The organism is Mesorhizobium newzealandense, assembly GCF_042682145.1.
Taxonomy (GTDB): domain Bacteria; phylum Pseudomonadota; class Alphaproteobacteria; order Rhizobiales; family Rhizobiaceae; genus Mesorhizobium; species Mesorhizobium newzealandense.
Window position 1 is genome coordinate 1 of the sequence record NZ_JBHUGZ010000007.1, and the last position, 13,961, is coordinate 13,961.

Annotated in this window: 15 protein-coding genes and 1 pseudogene; 12 read left to right on the plus strand and 4 right to left on the minus strand. The window is 63.4% G+C overall.

Annotated features, from left to right (window positions below; all coding sequences use genetic code 11):
- From ACFSOZ_RS08765 to ACFSOZ_RS08775, 3 genes and pseudogenes are all read left to right on the plus strand, one after another.
- Window positions 1-274 (plus strand): annotated as a pseudogene (locus ACFSOZ_RS08765) (hypothetical protein); the annotation flags it as partial.
- 6 nt (window positions 275-280) lie between these two features.
- The gene (locus ACFSOZ_RS08770; protein ID WP_379096091.1) at window positions 281-469 is read left to right on the plus strand and encodes a DUF2065 domain-containing protein; all 189 of its coding nucleotides are present in this window, start codon (window positions 281-283) and stop codon (window positions 467-469) included.
- 273 nt (window positions 470-742) lie between these two features.
- On the plus strand, window positions 743-2,260 hold the full coding sequence (locus tag ACFSOZ_RS08775; protein ID WP_379096094.1) for a DegQ family serine endoprotease: 1,518 nt from the start codon (window positions 743-745) through the stop codon (window positions 2,258-2,260).
- Window positions 2,261-2,308: 48 nt separating this feature from the next.
- On the opposite strand, the gene ACFSOZ_RS08780 is transcribed toward ACFSOZ_RS08775, so the two are convergent.
- Both ACFSOZ_RS08780 and serB read right to left on the minus strand, forming a co-directional pair.
- Complete coding sequence (locus tag ACFSOZ_RS08780) at window positions 2,309-2,881, minus strand: GNAT family N-acetyltransferase (RefSeq protein WP_379096097.1); 573 nt, start codon at window positions 2,879-2,881, stop codon at window positions 2,309-2,311.
- A complete protein-coding gene (gene serB / locus ACFSOZ_RS08785; RefSeq protein WP_379096100.1) occupies window positions 2,878-3,765 on the minus strand; it encodes a phosphoserine phosphatase SerB in 888 nt (295 codons plus the stop codon). The genes ACFSOZ_RS08780 and serB overlap by 4 nt, the downstream gene beginning before the upstream one ends.
- On the opposite strand from serB, the gene miaA reads away from it, so the two are divergent.
- Window positions 3,755-4,723, plus strand: a complete 969-nt coding sequence (gene miaA, locus ACFSOZ_RS08790) for a tRNA (adenosine(37)-N6)-dimethylallyltransferase MiaA (RefSeq protein ID WP_379096103.1) — start codon at window positions 3,755-3,757, stop codon at window positions 4,721-4,723. The two genes, serB and miaA, sit on opposite strands and share 11 nt — an antisense overlap.
- 129 nt (window positions 4,724-4,852) lie before the next feature.
- A complete protein-coding gene (locus ACFSOZ_RS08795) occupies window positions 4,853-5,644 on the plus strand; it encodes a GGDEF domain-containing protein (protein WP_379096105.1) in 792 nt (263 codons plus the stop codon).
- A 226-nt stretch (window positions 5,645-5,870) separates the two neighbouring features.
- Here ACFSOZ_RS08795 and ACFSOZ_RS08800 read toward each other — a convergent pair whose 3' ends face one another.
- On the minus strand, window positions 5,871-7,706 hold the full coding sequence (locus tag ACFSOZ_RS08800; protein ID WP_379096108.1) for an ATP-binding protein: 1,836 nt from the start codon (window positions 7,704-7,706) through the stop codon (window positions 5,871-5,873).
- A gap of 155 nt (window positions 7,707-7,861) precedes the next feature.
- Between ACFSOZ_RS08800 and ACFSOZ_RS08805 the strand changes: the two genes are divergently transcribed.
- Genes ACFSOZ_RS08805 through ACFSOZ_RS08815 form a run of 3 tightly spaced genes read left to right on the plus strand, consistent with a single transcriptional unit; the run spans window position 7,862 to window position 9,306 of the window.
- The gene (locus ACFSOZ_RS08805; RefSeq protein WP_379096111.1) at window positions 7,862-8,425 is read left to right on the plus strand and encodes a helix-turn-helix domain-containing protein; all 564 of its coding nucleotides are present in this window, start codon (window positions 7,862-7,864) and stop codon (window positions 8,423-8,425) included.
- 4 nt (window positions 8,426-8,429) lie between these two features.
- Complete coding sequence (locus ACFSOZ_RS08810; RefSeq protein WP_379096115.1) at window positions 8,430-8,738, plus strand: hypothetical protein; 309 nt, start codon at window positions 8,430-8,432, stop codon at window positions 8,736-8,738.
- 40 nt (window positions 8,739-8,778) lie between these two features.
- Complete coding sequence (locus ACFSOZ_RS08815; RefSeq protein ID WP_379096118.1) at window positions 8,779-9,306, plus strand: GNAT family N-acetyltransferase; 528 nt, start codon at window positions 8,779-8,781, stop codon at window positions 9,304-9,306.
- Window positions 9,307-9,310: 4 nt separating this feature from the next.
- Here the strand turns inward: ACFSOZ_RS08815 and ACFSOZ_RS08820 are convergent, their stop codons facing one another.
- Window positions 9,311-10,195: a LysR family transcriptional regulator gene (locus ACFSOZ_RS08820; RefSeq protein WP_379096121.1), complete on the minus strand. Its 885-nt coding sequence runs from the start codon at window positions 10,193-10,195 to the stop codon at window positions 9,311-9,313.
- 118 nt (window positions 10,196-10,313) lie between these two features.
- Here ACFSOZ_RS08820 and tmpA point away from each other — a divergent pair, with 118 nt between their 5' ends.
- The 4 genes from tmpA to ACFSOZ_RS08840 all read left to right on the plus strand — a co-directional run bounded on the left by tmpA (window position 10,314) and on the right by ACFSOZ_RS08840 (window position 13,947).
- Window positions 10,314-11,465, plus strand: a complete 1,152-nt coding sequence (gene tmpA / locus ACFSOZ_RS08825; RefSeq protein ID WP_379096124.1) for a 2-trimethylaminoethylphosphonate dioxygenase — start codon at window positions 10,314-10,316, stop codon at window positions 11,463-11,465.
- Complete coding sequence (gene tmpB / locus ACFSOZ_RS08830) at window positions 11,462-12,046, plus strand: (R)-1-hydroxy-2-trimethylaminoethylphosphonate oxygenase (RefSeq protein ID WP_379096127.1); 585 nt, start codon at window positions 11,462-11,464, stop codon at window positions 12,044-12,046. Before tmpA ends, tmpB begins: the two co-directional genes overlap by 4 nt.
- 30 nt (window positions 12,047-12,076) lie before the next feature.
- Window positions 12,077-12,283 carry a hypothetical protein gene (locus ACFSOZ_RS08835; RefSeq protein WP_379096130.1) on the plus strand — a complete coding sequence of 69 codons (207 nt, stop codon included), beginning with the start codon at window positions 12,077-12,079 and terminating at the stop codon, window positions 12,281-12,283.
- Window positions 12,284-12,789: 506 nt separating this feature from the next.
- Entirely contained in the window at window positions 12,790-13,947 is a 1,158-nt protein-coding gene (locus ACFSOZ_RS08840) for a PcfJ domain-containing protein (protein ID WP_379096133.1), read from the plus strand.
- Window positions 13,948-13,961 lie beyond the last annotated feature (14 nt).

The following is a 13,961-nucleotide window of genomic DNA, read 5'->3' on the forward strand; positions in this document are numbered from 1 at the left end:
TGCGTATAGTCCCATAGCGCGCTTGTGTCCACCTTCGCGGAATGCGTATCAGCGCGATCCGGCTTTCTTCGACTTCTACCGGTCGATGAATGCCTATGGTACGGCGCTGGACAACACCGGGACGACCATGGTGCTGTCGCCGAGCTCTGAGTTCTTCCGCTTCTTCCGCGATCCCGACGGCAAGGAGGGACCGGCGAAGCCGGTTTCGCCCGCGCCAACCGCTCCGGCGACGGCACCCGCCGCGCCGGCGGCACAGCCGAGCACCGGCCAGTAGCGGCCGGTGCAGGATTTTCTCGCTGCCATGGGCCTCGTCCTTGTGATAGAAGGTCTGGTCTATGGCGGCTTTCCCGGCCTTGCCAGGAAGCTCGCCACTGAAGTTCTGTCGCTGCCCGAGAACGCGTTGCGGGTTGCCGGGCTGGCGGCAATTGCGATCGGCGTCGGCATCGTCTGGCTGGTGCGAAGCGGGTGACTGCGGCGAGCTTCGGTCCCCGGGATACGAGGTTCGATCCCGGGACACGAGCTTCGATCCACGGGATACGAGCTTCGATCCAGGGATACGAGCTTCGATCAAAGGGATACGAGCTTCGATCCAGGGATACGAGCTTCGATCCAAGGGATAACGGATGATTTATCCTCTGCCGTTAGTCATAGCCGCAAACGTGCCGTATTTTTTGCCAACATGGCGCGACGCGGCGTTTTCGTCGAAGCGCTTTTCTTTTCAAGAATACCGGGAGGCTTCTCGATGACATCCAACACCCTTTTGCGCGCGGCACGGCGGACGTTCATCGCCGGCGCGGCAGCACTTCTTGTCAGCGCCGCCGCTGTCCCATCCTTCGTGACGCCGACATTTGCCGCCGACGGACCCGCTTCGGTCGCCGATCTGGCGGAAGGTCTGCTTGGCGCGGTGGTCAACATCTCGACCTCGCAGACGGTGAAGGGTACCGAAGGTCCGGGAGCGGTGCCGATGCCGCAGTTGCCAGAGGGCTCGCCCTTCCAGGATTTCTTCGACGATTTCTTCAAGAACCGTGGTGGCGACAAGGACAATGGCGGGCAGAAGGTGCAGTCGCTGGGCTCCGGCTTCGTCATCGACGCGGAGCAAGGCATCGTCGTCACCAACAACCACGTCATCGCAGATGCTGACGACATCGAAGTCAATTTCTCGGATGGCATCACGCTGAAGGCGACGTTGGTCGGCACCGACACCAAGACCGATGTCGCGGTGCTCAAGGTCGACCCGAAAGGCCACAAGTTGACGGCGGTGAAGTTCGGCGATTCCACCAAGATGCGCGTCGGCGACTGGGTCATGGCGATCGGCAATCCGTTCGGCCTCGGCGGCACGGTGACGGTCGGTATTGTCTCGGCCCGCAACCGCGACATCAATTCCGGTCCCTATGACGACTTCATCCAGACCGATGCCGCGATCAACCGCGGCAATTCCGGCGGTCCGCTGTTCAACAGCGCGGGTGAGGTCATCGGCATCAACACCGCGATCATTTCCCCGTCCGGCGGTTCGATCGGTATCGGCTTCTCCATCCCCTCGCAGCTCGCCTCCGGCGTCGTCGACCAGTTGCGTCAGTTCGGCGAAACGCGGCGCGGCTGGCTCGGCGTGCGCATCCAGCCGGTGACCGACGACATCGCAGAGAGCCTTGGCATGGCGACCGCCAAGGGCGCGCTGGTTGCCGGCGTCATCAAGGGCGGCCCTGTCGACAACGGCACCATCCAGGCCGGCGACGTCATCATCAAGTTCGACGGCAAGGATATCCATGAAATGCGCGACCTGCCGCGCGTCGTCGCCGAAAGCCCGGTCGGCAAGGCGGTCGATGTGCTGATCGTGCGCAAGGGCGTCGAGCAGACCGTGAAGGTGACGCTCGGCCGGCTCGAGGACGGCGAGAAGCTCGCCAGCGGCGAGGACGGCAGCAACACCGACCAGGACAAGGGCGACAAGGCTCCGGCGGTTTCGACGGCTTCGGTGCTCGGCATGACCGTCGGCGAACTGAACGATGAGACACGCAAGAAGTTCAGCATTGCCGCCGACGTTTCCGGCGTCGTCATCACCGACGTCACCAAGGACTCGGCCGCCGCCGAACGTGGCATCCAGCCGGGCGAAGTGATCACCGAGATCGCGCAGGAGTCGGTTGCCACGCCCAAGGACGTCATGGACCGGATCGGCGCCTTGAAGGAACAGGGACGCAAGAACGCGCTGCTGATGCTGGCGTCGAAGACCGGCGAGCTCAGGTTCGTGACGATCCGGATGGACTGAAGTCGGGAAAAGCTTGTAATGCCCTGATTTTGAGTAGAAAAAAGGCGGCTATCGAGCCGCCTTTTTTCTTGCCTGCCAGTCCTTGCGCGACAATCTGTAGAGGACATGCCGCTTGAGCGCTGGGTGGCTGTCCGGGACGTCGGGATGGTCGAAATCGCCGGCCGGGTCGACGCTCATGCCGAGGCGTTTCATGACGGCGGTGGAGCGATGGTTGTCGTAGACCGCGAAAGACACGATTTCGTCCAGGCCGAGCGTTTCGAAACCGTAGGCGAGCCAGGCCTCGGCCGCCTCGGTGACGTAGCCCTTGCCCCAGAATTCCGGGGCGAGACGCCAGCCGATCTCTATCGTGCCGGCAGGCAGGACGTCGATATCTTCCGTCCCGGTCAGCCCGACAAAGCCGATGCACTCGCCCGTCGCCGCAATCTCGGCAGCGGCGAAGCCATGGCCGTCCTCATCGATCCACGCGCGGACCTCGTCCATCTTGGCATCCGCGGCGGCGCGGTCGCGGCGGAACGGAAAGAACTCCATCACCTGTTCGTCGGAGTTGATCCGGTGGAACAGTTCGCGGTCGCGATCCTCCCAGTTGCGCAGGATCAGGCGCTCGGTACGCATTGGTTTCATTGCACAAACTCTTGCTGCCTGTAGCCCTGTATATAGAGCAATGCGGTCAGGTCGCCATGGTCGATGCGGACCTTTGCCTGCGCCGCGACCGTCGGCTTGGCATGGAGGGCGACACCGGTGCCGGCCAGCCGGATCATGTCGAGATCATTGGCACCGTCGCCGACAGCGATGGCGTCGGCGGGCGTCAGGCCGAGGCGTGTGGAAATCTCGAGCAGCGCATCGGCCTTGGCGGCGCGGCCGAGGATCGGGTCGCCGACCAGCCCGGTGAAGCGGCCGTCCTGTTCGAGCAGGCGATTGGCGCGGTTCTCCTGGAAGCCAAGCATGGCCGCGATGCGCGTTGTGAACACCTCGAAGCCGCCGGACACGAGTGCCGTCCAGGCGCCATTGGCGCGCATGGTCCGCACCAGCGTGCGGCCACCCGAGGCCAGCGTCAGGCGATTGGCGACGATCCGGTCGACCACGGCGGCATCGAGGCCCTTCAGCAACGCCACCCGCTCGCGCAAGGCCGGTTCGAACGCGATCTCGCCATTCATCGACCGCGCGGTGATGGCGGCAACCCGATCCTTGACGCCGATCTCGTCGGCCAGCTCGTCGATGCATTCCTGGTCGATCATGGTCGAATCCATGTCGGCGATGAGGATCTTCTTGCGCCGGGTTTCCGCCTGCTGGACGATCACGTCGACCGGTTCAGTAGCGAGTGCGGTGCGCAAGGCGGCACTCGTCTCGGCGGCGTCAGCCTCCCGCGGCAAGGCAAGATCGCAGGCAATCCCGTCGGCAAGCCAGACAACAGCGCTTGCGCCGACCGACCGTGACGCCATATTCGCAAGCGACAGCGACAAAGCGCGGTCGGCGGGACGGGAAACAAGCGTGGCGATGAGCGGCATGGAAGATTCCGGCGGACAGGCGGGCGAGGGCCGCGTGAAGAACGCGATCCTGATAGCCGGACCGACCGCCAGCGGCAAGTCGGCACTGGCGCTCGATCTGGCCGAGCGCAAGGGCGCCGTTATCGTCAACACCGATTCCATGCAGGGCTATTCGGTGCTCGACGTGCTGACCGCCCGGCCGGGAGCGGCCGACCTCGCCCGCGCGCCGCATTTTCTCTACGGCCATGTCCACCCGGCCACAGCCTATTCCACCGGCGCCTGGCTGCGCGACGTGATGAAGCTGATCGACGACGGTACGCTCTGCGGGCGACCTGACGGCACGGTTTTCGAACGGCCTGTAATTTTTGTCGGTGGCACCGGGCTCTACTTCCGTGCGCTTGCCGAGGGCATTTCGGAAATGCCCGACATTCCGCAGCGGATCCGTGACCGCTGGCGCTATGAGTTGAAGGAGCAGGGCGCCGTCAAGCTGCACAGCCTGCTGCTGCGCGAGGATTCGGCGTCAGCCATGATGCTGAAGCCGACCGACAGCCAGCGCATCGTGCGGGCACTGGAGGTGCTCGACGCGTCGGGCCGTTCGATCCGGGACTGGCAGGCGGAGCGCGGCCAGCCGCTCATCGACAGGCAGAGCGCGCGTTTCTTCGTGATCGACCCGGACCGGGCCGCGCTGGTCGACCGCATCGAAAGACGCTTCGACCAGATGCTGGACAAGGGCGCGCTGGACGAGGTCAGGCGGCTATCGGCGCTTGGCCTCGATCCCGACCTGCCGGCGATGAAAGCGATCGGCGTTCGCGAACTGCAGGCCGCGATGGCAGGCGAGATTGGCTTTCCCGAGGCGATCGAGCGCGCCAAGATCGCAACCAGGCAATATGCCAAGCGGCAGACGACCTGGTTCAGGCATCAATTGGGGCCGGAATGGCTGAGATTGCGCCCCGGTGATGATCTGGAAACCACGATCTGATCGCTTGTTTCCCCTGCAACCTGAAAAGTTGACTTGCAAGCAAAGGTTCGCGTTGCGGTTGTCGGGATTAACCCTCCGTAAGCCCGCCCATGCCATAAGGTCAGTGGGCACTTTTCCAACGGGGAGCAGATGCGTTTCCACAAGGCGGAATCAGCATTTTTCGTCTTTATCTTCGTGATCCTGGCCGCCGGCCTGGTGACGCTGCATGCCTTTGGGCTTCTGCAATCCTTCGCCACCGAGCTGCATACGGCTTCGGGCATGGACAAGGTCATCTATCTCAACAAGCTGCTGTTCGCGACCGGCGTGCTTTTGGCCACGGCGCTGTTCTTCGGCATCTTCTTCATCTATCCGCTGATCCGCAAACAGGCGACTGAGGAAGGCAAGCTGCGCGCCATGACGGTGTCGCTCAGCGCCCGCTCAGAGACGCTCGAGCATGCGGCCCTGACCGACGGCCTGACCGGCATGCAGAACCGGCGCTATTTCGACGATGCGCTGAAGGAGTATCTCGAGGAGTTTCGGCGCATCGAAAAGCCCGTCGGGCTGATGATCCTCGATCTCGACCATTTCAAGCAGGTCAACGACACCCATGGTCATGACGTCGGCGACGAGGTGCTCAAGGCCGTCGCGAACTGCCTCAAGGACATGACACGCTATCACGACGTGGTGGCGCGATTGGGCGGCGAGGAGTTCGCCGTGGTGACGCCCAACATGGATGCCGAACTGCTGGGCAAGTTTGCCGAGCGCATCCGCAAGGCGATCGCCAACATGTCGGTGCTGTCAGGCAATGTCCGCCTCAAGATCACCACCAGCGTCGGTCTGGCCGTATGGGACCGCAAGGAAACCGCGGAAGAGTTCTATCGCCGCGCCGACCGCCAGCTCTATGAGGCGAAGAGGCAAGGCCGCAACCGCGTCTGCGCCTAAAATCCTGAAGAAGAATTCATGAGGCCGGTCGTCTGACGCGGCTTTCTCGACTTCCGGCGCTCACGGACCTAATGTCCGCTCCGCTCCGGTTTCTCGAAAGCCACGTCATTCAACTCGGCCTGATGAATTCCCTTTCGGGATTTACCCAAGCTCGCCAACCACGCAGAGCCCTTGGAAGCTTGACGCGGCTCTCAACCGGTCGGAGGAACGGCGTGGGCCTGTAGGCTCAATCGTTTTGCGGGCGCAGGCCGAAGGTCGCGGGCTTGAGACCGTAGCGCATGTCGAAATCATCATCCGATTGCACGCGGGTGGTGGCCGGCGGCTTGCGGTAGTCGGGATCGCCGGCCTGGCGGCCGGAATCGACGACTTCGGCGAAGGCCATCGCCTGCGGTGTCGGCTTCGGCACGTTGCGCAGCCGCTCGACGATCGCCACCAGATCGATATCGTCGCCTGACTTCGATGATGCGGCCTCTTCGCGCTTGGCTGTGCCGGGGAGCAATTCCGAGGACAGTTTTTCGAACTTCAGCCGCATGGTCGTCGCCACGCCTTCGCCAAAGGCAATGGCTTCGCGCTGGCCCATGGACGACAGGAAGGCCAGCGTCGAGGCGGAGGAGTCGGCAATCGCCGAGCGGATGATCGCCTGGTCCTGCTCATTGGCAAGCCGCATGGCGAAGAAGGTCGAGCATTGCGACAGGATGGTCGGGTCGAGCTCACCCGGGCGCTGTGTGACGACGCCGAGATAGCAGCCATATTTGCGGCCTTCCTTGGCGATGCGCGACAGCGCGTGCCTGGTCGGCGCGAAGCCGAGACGCGGATCGGCCGGCATATAACGGTGCGCTTCTTCGCACAAAAACAGAAGCTGCAGCTTGCCCTCGCTCCACAAAGCAAGGTCGAAGGCCAGGCGCGCCAGCACCGAACAGACGGAATTGACCACTTCGGACGGCATGCCGGCCATCTCGAAGCAGGTCACCGGGCGGCCATGATGCGGCACGCGGAAGAGATTGCCGATCGTCTCGTGGATGGTGTCCTCGATCAGGCGCGAGTTGAACATAAAGCGGTAGCGTGGATCGGCAGCCGCCGATTCGACGCGCGTCTTCAGGGATTTCAGCGTCGGGCGATCGGTCTTGCTTTCGAGCATGCCCATACGCTCGTCGATCTGCTTGATAAGGTCGGCGATACGGTAAGGCACCGGCGTATCGGCGGTCAGCGCATCGCTGCCGCGCCTGATGTAGCTGCCCGAATTCGGATTGCGGTAAAGGTTCTTGGCGGCGGGGATAAGGTCGCGCAAGGCGTCGATCTCTTCCGGCACGGTCTCGCGGCCGCGGAACAGCACCTCGGCGAATTCCTCCAGCCTGAACATCCAGAACGGAAGGTCGAGCGTCTTGGAATCGACCCTGACGCAATATTCGGGCAGCGACGCGGCGAACTCGTTGTGCGGATCGAGGATCAGAATGCGCAGGTCCGGCCGCGCCGCGATCGACTTGCGCAGCAGCAGCGAGACGGCGGTGGATTTGCCGACGCCGGTGGTGCCGACAATGGCGAAGTGACGCGCCAGCGTATCGTCGATGGCGATGTTGGCGGCGATCGTCTCATCCTGGGAGAGCGTGCCGATGGTGATCGAATGACGCCCGGCCAGATCATAGACCGCCTGCAAGTCACGGGTGCGGATGCGATGGGCGATGGCGCCGATATGCGGATAGGTGGTGATGCCGCGGTCGAAGATCGGCTTGGCGCCGGGCTCGGCTCCGTCGCGGACTTCGCCGATCAGCTCGATGCTGACCTCGATCGGGTTTTGGCCTTCATTGCTCCAGGCGCGGTCCGACTTGCCGATCCCGTAGACCAGGCCGACGGTTCGCGTGGATCCGAGATTGATGGAAATCATCTTGCCGACCGTCCACAGGCCGGTCACCGCGCCGTCAACATCGTCCGCATAGGCGCTGATGGTGGCGCGCGCGCCATCGCATTGCACGACATTGCCCAGAATGCGCCTGTCGTTCTGCTCCGCGGTGCGGCGCTCCTGCGATGTCGGTTCTCCAACGGAGGCTTCGCGTTCGACATACATGGACAGGCCAATCCCCATTTCCCCTGGAGCATCGATCCTACAGGAATGGGGTTAAGGTGGGGTGAGGTCGGATGGTGTAGAGACGATTAAGGTTGCCGTGAAAATTGTCGCGAGACCGCTCTTCTCCATCGGTGGTATTTCGTTATAATGGACGTATGGATGATATAGCGAACGATATTTCCTCGACCATAGGCAGAAGAATACACGCCGAGAGGATCGTACGGGACTGGTCTCTGGCCGAGCTTGCGGAGCGGTCGGCTGTGTCGAAGGCGATGCTGAGCACGATCGAGCGCGGCAAGACCAGCGCGACGGCGGCACTTCTGGTGCGTATCGCGGCGGCCTTCGGCATGACGCTGTCGACGCTCATCGCGCGCGCCGAATTGCAAGGCGGCGGGCTGCTGCGCGTAGCCGATCAACCGGTGTGGCGCGATCCCGATACCGGCTATGTCAGGCGGCATCTGTCGCCCGCCTCGGATATGCCGCTGGAACTGATCAGGGTCCAGTTGCCGGCGGGCGCCAGGGTCAGTTTTCCCGCCGCTTCCTACGCTTTCATCAAGCAGCAGATATGGCTGATTTCGGGGCGGCTGGACTTCACCGAGGGCGATGTGGTGCACAGGTTGGAGCCGGGCGACTGCTTGGCGCTCGGCGCACCATCGGACTGCACCTTTAACGCCCTGGAACCGGGCGCCGACTATCTCGTCGCGCTGGTCAGGGGTTGAACTGATGGCCAGACGACCAAAGCGCTCCCACAATGGGGGGCCGCCTCTCGATGAGTACAAGGGGCCGCCATGGGGCAAGGGCGATCCCTACATCTTCCTTGCCTGGCAGGCCGCTCATGCCAAGGCGTGGAAGGCGCCAAGCCGCGAGATCATGCTGCTGCGCATGGACAAGGCCGAAAGGCTGGGCCTGACCTATGAGGAGTATACGCTCGAGATTCTGGAGCGCGGGCGGCATCTCAGGGAAGAAGACACCGAACGCATCAGCGCCATCAAGGCGGCACGAAAGCGTCGCCGCGCGCGCCATCTGGACTGACGGCAGTGCCGTGCCATCGCAATCACAGGACATCCTGCACATGAGCTCGATCGAGATCGGAACCCTGAACCCGGCTGCCGAGTCGCAGGACATGCTGGCCGAACTGCTGGTCGCAACGGTAGCGGCCGGAGGATCGGTCAGCTTCATGCATCCGCTGGCGCCGGAAGCGGCAAGCGCATTCTGGGAGAAGTCGCTGGCTGCGGCGGCAAGAGGGGAAAGGGCGGTGCTTGGCGCCTGGGACGGCAAGGTTCTGGTCGGCACCGTGACCTTGCTGCTCGATTGCCCGCCCAACCAGCCGCACCGGGCCGAGATCGCCAAGCTGATGACACGCGTCGATTATCGGGGCAGGGGCGTGGGAACGCGCCTGATGCGGGCGGCCGAGAGCCTCGCCGTGCAGCAGGGTCGCACGCTTCTGGTTCTGGATACCGCCACCGAAGAGGGCGCTTCCGGCCTCTATGAGAAACTTGGTTTCACGCTGGCGGGCGAGATCCCGGACTATGCCTTGAAGCCGCATGGCGAGCTGACCGGCACGCTCATCTACTGGAAGCGGATCGGGTCAATGCTGTAACCAGTCACGCCGGCGCGGAATCGGAGAGACGCGATAGCAGCCATTGGCGGAAATCCTGCTCGGCGCCGGTCAGGCGCGCGGTCGAGGCCCTCGTCAGAAAATGGCCCGAACTGCTGGAAAGTTCGAAGTCGGAAAGCCTGACCAGCGTGCTGGCGTCGAGCGCCGCATCGACCAAAGGCCGTGAGCCCAGCAGCACGCCGGCGCCGGCGCTCGCCGCTTCCATGGCGGCGACGAAACTGTCGAAGCGATGCGATCGCCTGGGGTGGCCAGCCAATCCTGAGGCCGCGAACCATTCCGCCCACATCTCGCGCGCGCCGGCGACCAGAAGCAGCGGCAGGGAGGTCCAGTCGGCACCGCTCGCCAGGCCGGGGGCGGCCACGGGCACCAACCGCTCGGTGGTCAGCCTGTCGGCTTCGCGGCCGGGAAAGGATCCGTTGCCGAAGCGGATGTCGAGCACCGAGCCCGGCAGGTCGTAGTCGGTTGGGCGATGGATCGTCACCAAATCGAGCTGGATGCGTGGCAGCGCCTTCGCCAGATCGGGCAGTGCCGGGACGAGCATCAGCAGAGCAAAGGAGATCGGCGCTCGAACGGTCACGGTCTGGACGGCGCGCGGCTCGAACAATTCCGCGGTGCTGTTGCCGATGGTGGCGAAGGCCGACTGGATGTGGGGCAGGTAGGCGGCACCTTCCGGCGCCAGCGCGACACCGCGCGCAAGCCTGGAGAACAGGCGCGTCTTCAGCCGTTCCTCGAGTAGCCGGATGTGCTGGCTGACGGCCGCCTGGGTCAGGCCGAGTTCAGCCGCCGCGGCGGTGAAATTCGACAGCCTCGCCGCGGCTTCGAAGCTGCGCAGCCAGTCAAGCGGCGGCAAGGGTAGGATCGTTCGAGACATTAGCAATTTATGGTCATTGGCCAAAAAATGATAATTTGAGTTATGCCTATCGCGCGGTCAACATGCAATCGAAACCTGCGGATCGGACCGCAGGCGCAGCGGACAGGAACGGATCTCCATGCTCACCCACGCGCTGATCGGCGACGAAGGCAGAACAATCGAACTTGGCTGGAAGGACGGGACGCGCACCCGCTTTCACGCCATGTGGCTGCGCGACAACGCGCTGGACGACAAGACGCGCAGCGCCGGCAATGGCCAGCGGCTGATCACCATCCTCGATATCCCCGCCGAGACGAGGATCGGTACGGCGTCGATCAAGGACGATGCCCTTGAGATCAGCTTCGTGCCGGAAGGAAAGACGGTGAGCTTTCCCTCGATATGGCTGAGCGCCAATGCCTATGATCGCAATGTGGCCCGCCAAGCTGGCTGGACAGGCGAGGACACCGTGCGATGGACAAAGGCCACGATGCAGAATTCGGTACCGCGCGCCGGCTACTCTGCCGCCAGCCGCGACCGCACTGTCTTGCGGCAATGGCTGACGGCGGTGAAAGCCTATGGCTTCGCGGTGATGGACGATCTGCCGGCCGAATCCGGGGCGCTCTGCAAAGTGTCCGATCTGTTCGGCTATATCAGGGAAACCAATTACGGCCGCTGGTTCGAAGTGCGGGCCGAGGTCAATCCCAGCAATCTCGCCTACACCAATCTCGGCCTCCAGGCGCACACCGACAATCCCTATCGCGATCCGGTGCCGACGCTGCAGATCCTGTCCTGCATCGAAAATACGGTGGAGGGTGGCGAGTCCAGTGTCGTCGACGGGTTTGCCGTCGCGGCGGCGCTGCAGGCCGAGAACCCCGAAGGCTTCTGTCTGTTGAGCTCATGCCCGGCTCGTTTCGAATATGCCGGTTCGTCCGGCGTGCGGCTGCAGGCGAAGCGGCCGATGATCGAGCTCGGGCCCGATGGCGAGCTGATCTGCATCCGCTTCAACAACCGTTCGCTGGCGCCGACTGTCGATGTGCCGTTCGCCGACATGGAGGCGTACTATGCCGCCTATCGCCGGTTTGCCGAGCTGATCGAGGATCCATCCTTCGAAGTGACCTTCAAGCTCGAAGCGGGGCAAGCGTTCATCGTCGACAACACGCGGGTCATGCATGCGCGCAAGGCGTTTTCCGGCACCGGCAAGCGCTGGCTGCAGGGCTGCTACGCCGACAAGGACGGTCTGCTGTCGACGCTCGCGGCGATCGAACACGGGTTCAAGGAGGCTGCGGAATGAGCGGCCAGGATTTGAACGCGGACACCATCGTCGAGTTCATCGCCGACATCTTCGAACGCCGGGGGGCGGAATCCTATCTCGGCGAACCCGTCACCATGTCGGAGCACATGCTGCAGGGCGCGTGGTTCGCGGAGCAGGACGGCGCGCCGGACGAGCTGGTGGCTGCGGCCCTGCTGCATGACATCGGCCATTACACCAGCGAGTTCGGCACCTATTCGCCCGAGGATGTCTTGGACAAGCATCATGACGAAGCCGGCGGCGAGGTGCTGGCGCCGTTCTTTCCGCCTGTCATCGTCGAATGCGTCAGGCTGCATGTCTCGGCCAAGCGCTATCTCTGCGCCACCGACCCAACCTATTTCGGCAAGCTTTCGCAGGCTTCAGTGCATACGCTGTCGCTGCAAGGCGGGCCGATGAGCGCCGATGAGGTGGCCGAGTTCCGCAAGAACCCCTTCCATGAAGAAGCGGTCCGGGTCCGCATCTGGGATGAGAGCGGCAAGATCGCCAACATGAAGACGCGGACGTTTCGCGATTATGTGCCGCTGCTGCAGCGGGTCGTTCGCGACTTTCGCGATCGCGCCTGACCGCAACTCATCATCGTGGACGAGACAGCCATGTGTTTCAGCTTCGACGGCGAAAGTGCGGTGGTTGCATACCGGCCGGATGACTGCCGCGAGCGCCTGCCTGCCGCAAGCGCTCGCGCCTCGTCGCCGATCGCTTTCGGCGGCGAGCCCGGCCAGCACTCCGCTGCCGGTTCGTTCGAGTTCGCAGAGGCCGAGCACACTCGCCATCTTGCCGGTGCGCCTGTTCCGCTGTATTAGCCGCGCCAACATGCGGCCCGCTTTTTCGTTGGCCGCACCGTATCGACCACACTTTTGATGGAGGCGACGATGAGATCTTGTTCACGCATTTTGCCTCCGCGCCGGACGGTCGGCTGACCCGCGTCACAGCGGGTTCCAACTTCCTGACACACTGAGGACCGCCGTGCTGCAATGCGCGGCAGCAGTTGTCGTCTACGCGAGCTGCGAAACCCGCGACGGCGTTGAGCCGCATTGTCCATAAAACGGTGGGAAGCCTAGAGCTCCCCGTCGACGATCGCGGCTGCCTGAAAATCAAAGATGCAGCTTTGCAACACTCCGACAGGCCATTGTAAACATTGAAGGAATGGCACTTGCGCCGAGTTTCTCGTGAGCCTAGAGACCGCGCCATTCCTAACCCGTCATCCTGAAAGGAGACCTGTCAATGTCCCGGCAAACCAGATCGACACATTCCGTGCCGACGCTGGAATTGCGTGCGGCTGACAGGGTTCCAATCAGGAAGAACGGCCATGGCAAAGTCCATGATCCAGCGCAGGCAGGACGCCGAGCGCGAACGCATTGAGGCATATCGAGCATCGCTGCGGCGAGTTTCCGCCATGCCGCGTCCGGCTCCGGATTTCGAGCGGGCGGTCGAGGAAGCACACCGCGGCTTCGGCATGGCGGTTCGCGACGGCAAATTATGGCGTCCGAAGCTGAAGACGCGCGACCGCGCGCGTTTGCGGCTGGCGGCAGCGCGTCATCTCTTTGCCCTCTACCCTGTCCCGGCTGCGCTCGAAGCGATCTGGCTTGACAGCTCCGGGCTCGATGCGAGCGAGATCAAGCTGCGCAAGGCTTGGTACATCGCAGCAGCCGGCGGCAATTCGCTCTACAAGGCAGGCGCCAATGCCTGGCTGTCGCGTAAGGAGGTGCATTGTTTCCTCAACGTGTCCGGCGATTTGACCTTCGGCGAGGCGTTCTGGTTCGCGATCGCGCGGTCCTTTACCGAGGATTGCGGGCTGGCTGCACGACTTGCGCGCACGAAGATCGCCCGCACGCCGCGTGGAGAGGTGGCCTTCTGGCGTCAGGTGGCGCGCTTCTTCTGCCAGCATCCCGCTTCGAAGGAGGAGATCGACGATCTGTGCGACTACATCGCCGCCATGCACCAGCGCAATGCGGCGTACAACCTGAACGGTCGCACGCTCGCCTCGCTGCGTCGGCAGATGTCGGAATGGCATCGCGACATTGCCGCGATCGAACGCATCGAGGCAATGCGCCGCCGCGCTGCCGGGCGGGCTCCGCGTACTGCCGAAAAGCAGGCGCAAGGGCGTGCCTGGGATGGCTCGCGCCTCGAGGACTGGGAATGGCAGCCGTCGACCAAGGAGGCGAAAGCGCATAGCGAGTGGTTCTTCATTCGCCAGCTGAAGACGGCCGAGGATCTTGTTGCCGAGAGCCGGGCGATGCATCATTGCGTCTCGATGTATGCGGCCAAATGCATTGCCGGCAACGCCTCGATCTGGGTGTTGCGGCGCAAGGCGCTCGGCAAGATCGAACGTTTGCTGACGATCGAACTCGATCCGCAAGACCGCGCGGTGCAGGTGCGCGGTTTCGGCAACCGTCTCGACTCGTTGGAAGAGCGCAAGATCATCGAGCGTTGGGCCAAGGCGAGGGGCGTGCGGCTCATGGCCTGAGACGAAAGACCCCG

Excerpts from the sequence above, each read along its gene's own strand:
- ACFSOZ_RS08775 (WP_379096094.1), top strand. The coding sequence starts at position 743 with ATGACATCCAACACCCTTTTGCGCGCGGCACGGCGGACGTTCATCGCC.
- ACFSOZ_RS08780 (WP_379096097.1), bottom strand. The coding sequence starts at position 2,881 with ATGAAACCAATGCGTACCGAGCGCCTGATCCTGCGCAACTGGGAGGAT.
- miaA (WP_379096103.1), top strand. The coding sequence starts at position 3,755 with ATGAGCGGCATGGAAGATTCCGGCGGACAGGCGGGCGAGGGCCGCGTG.
- serB (WP_379096100.1), bottom strand. The coding sequence starts at position 3,765 with ATGCCGCTCATCGCCACGCTTGTTTCCCGTCCCGCCGACCGCGCTTTG.
- ACFSOZ_RS08795 (WP_379096105.1), top strand. The coding sequence starts at position 4,853 with ATGCGTTTCCACAAGGCGGAATCAGCATTTTTCGTCTTTATCTTCGTG.
- ACFSOZ_RS08800 (WP_379096108.1), bottom strand. The coding sequence starts at position 7,706 with ATGTATGTCGAACGCGAAGCCTCCGTTGGAGAACCGACATCGCAGGAG.
- ACFSOZ_RS08805 (WP_379096111.1), top strand. The coding sequence starts at position 7,862 with ATGGATGATATAGCGAACGATATTTCCTCGACCATAGGCAGAAGAATA.
- ACFSOZ_RS08810 (WP_379096115.1), top strand. The coding sequence starts at position 8,430 with ATGGCCAGACGACCAAAGCGCTCCCACAATGGGGGGCCGCCTCTCGAT.
- ACFSOZ_RS08815 (WP_379096118.1), top strand. The coding sequence starts at position 8,779 with ATGAGCTCGATCGAGATCGGAACCCTGAACCCGGCTGCCGAGTCGCAG.
- ACFSOZ_RS08820 (WP_379096121.1), bottom strand. The coding sequence starts at position 10,195 with ATGTCTCGAACGATCCTACCCTTGCCGCCGCTTGACTGGCTGCGCAGC.
- tmpA (WP_379096124.1), top strand. The coding sequence starts at position 10,314 with ATGCTCACCCACGCGCTGATCGGCGACGAAGGCAGAACAATCGAACTT.
- tmpB (WP_379096127.1), top strand. The coding sequence starts at position 11,462 with ATGAGCGGCCAGGATTTGAACGCGGACACCATCGTCGAGTTCATCGCC.
- ACFSOZ_RS08835 (WP_379096130.1), top strand. The coding sequence starts at position 12,077 with ATGTGTTTCAGCTTCGACGGCGAAAGTGCGGTGGTTGCATACCGGCCG.
- ACFSOZ_RS08840 (WP_379096133.1), top strand. The coding sequence starts at position 12,790 with ATGGCAAAGTCCATGATCCAGCGCAGGCAGGACGCCGAGCGCGAACGC.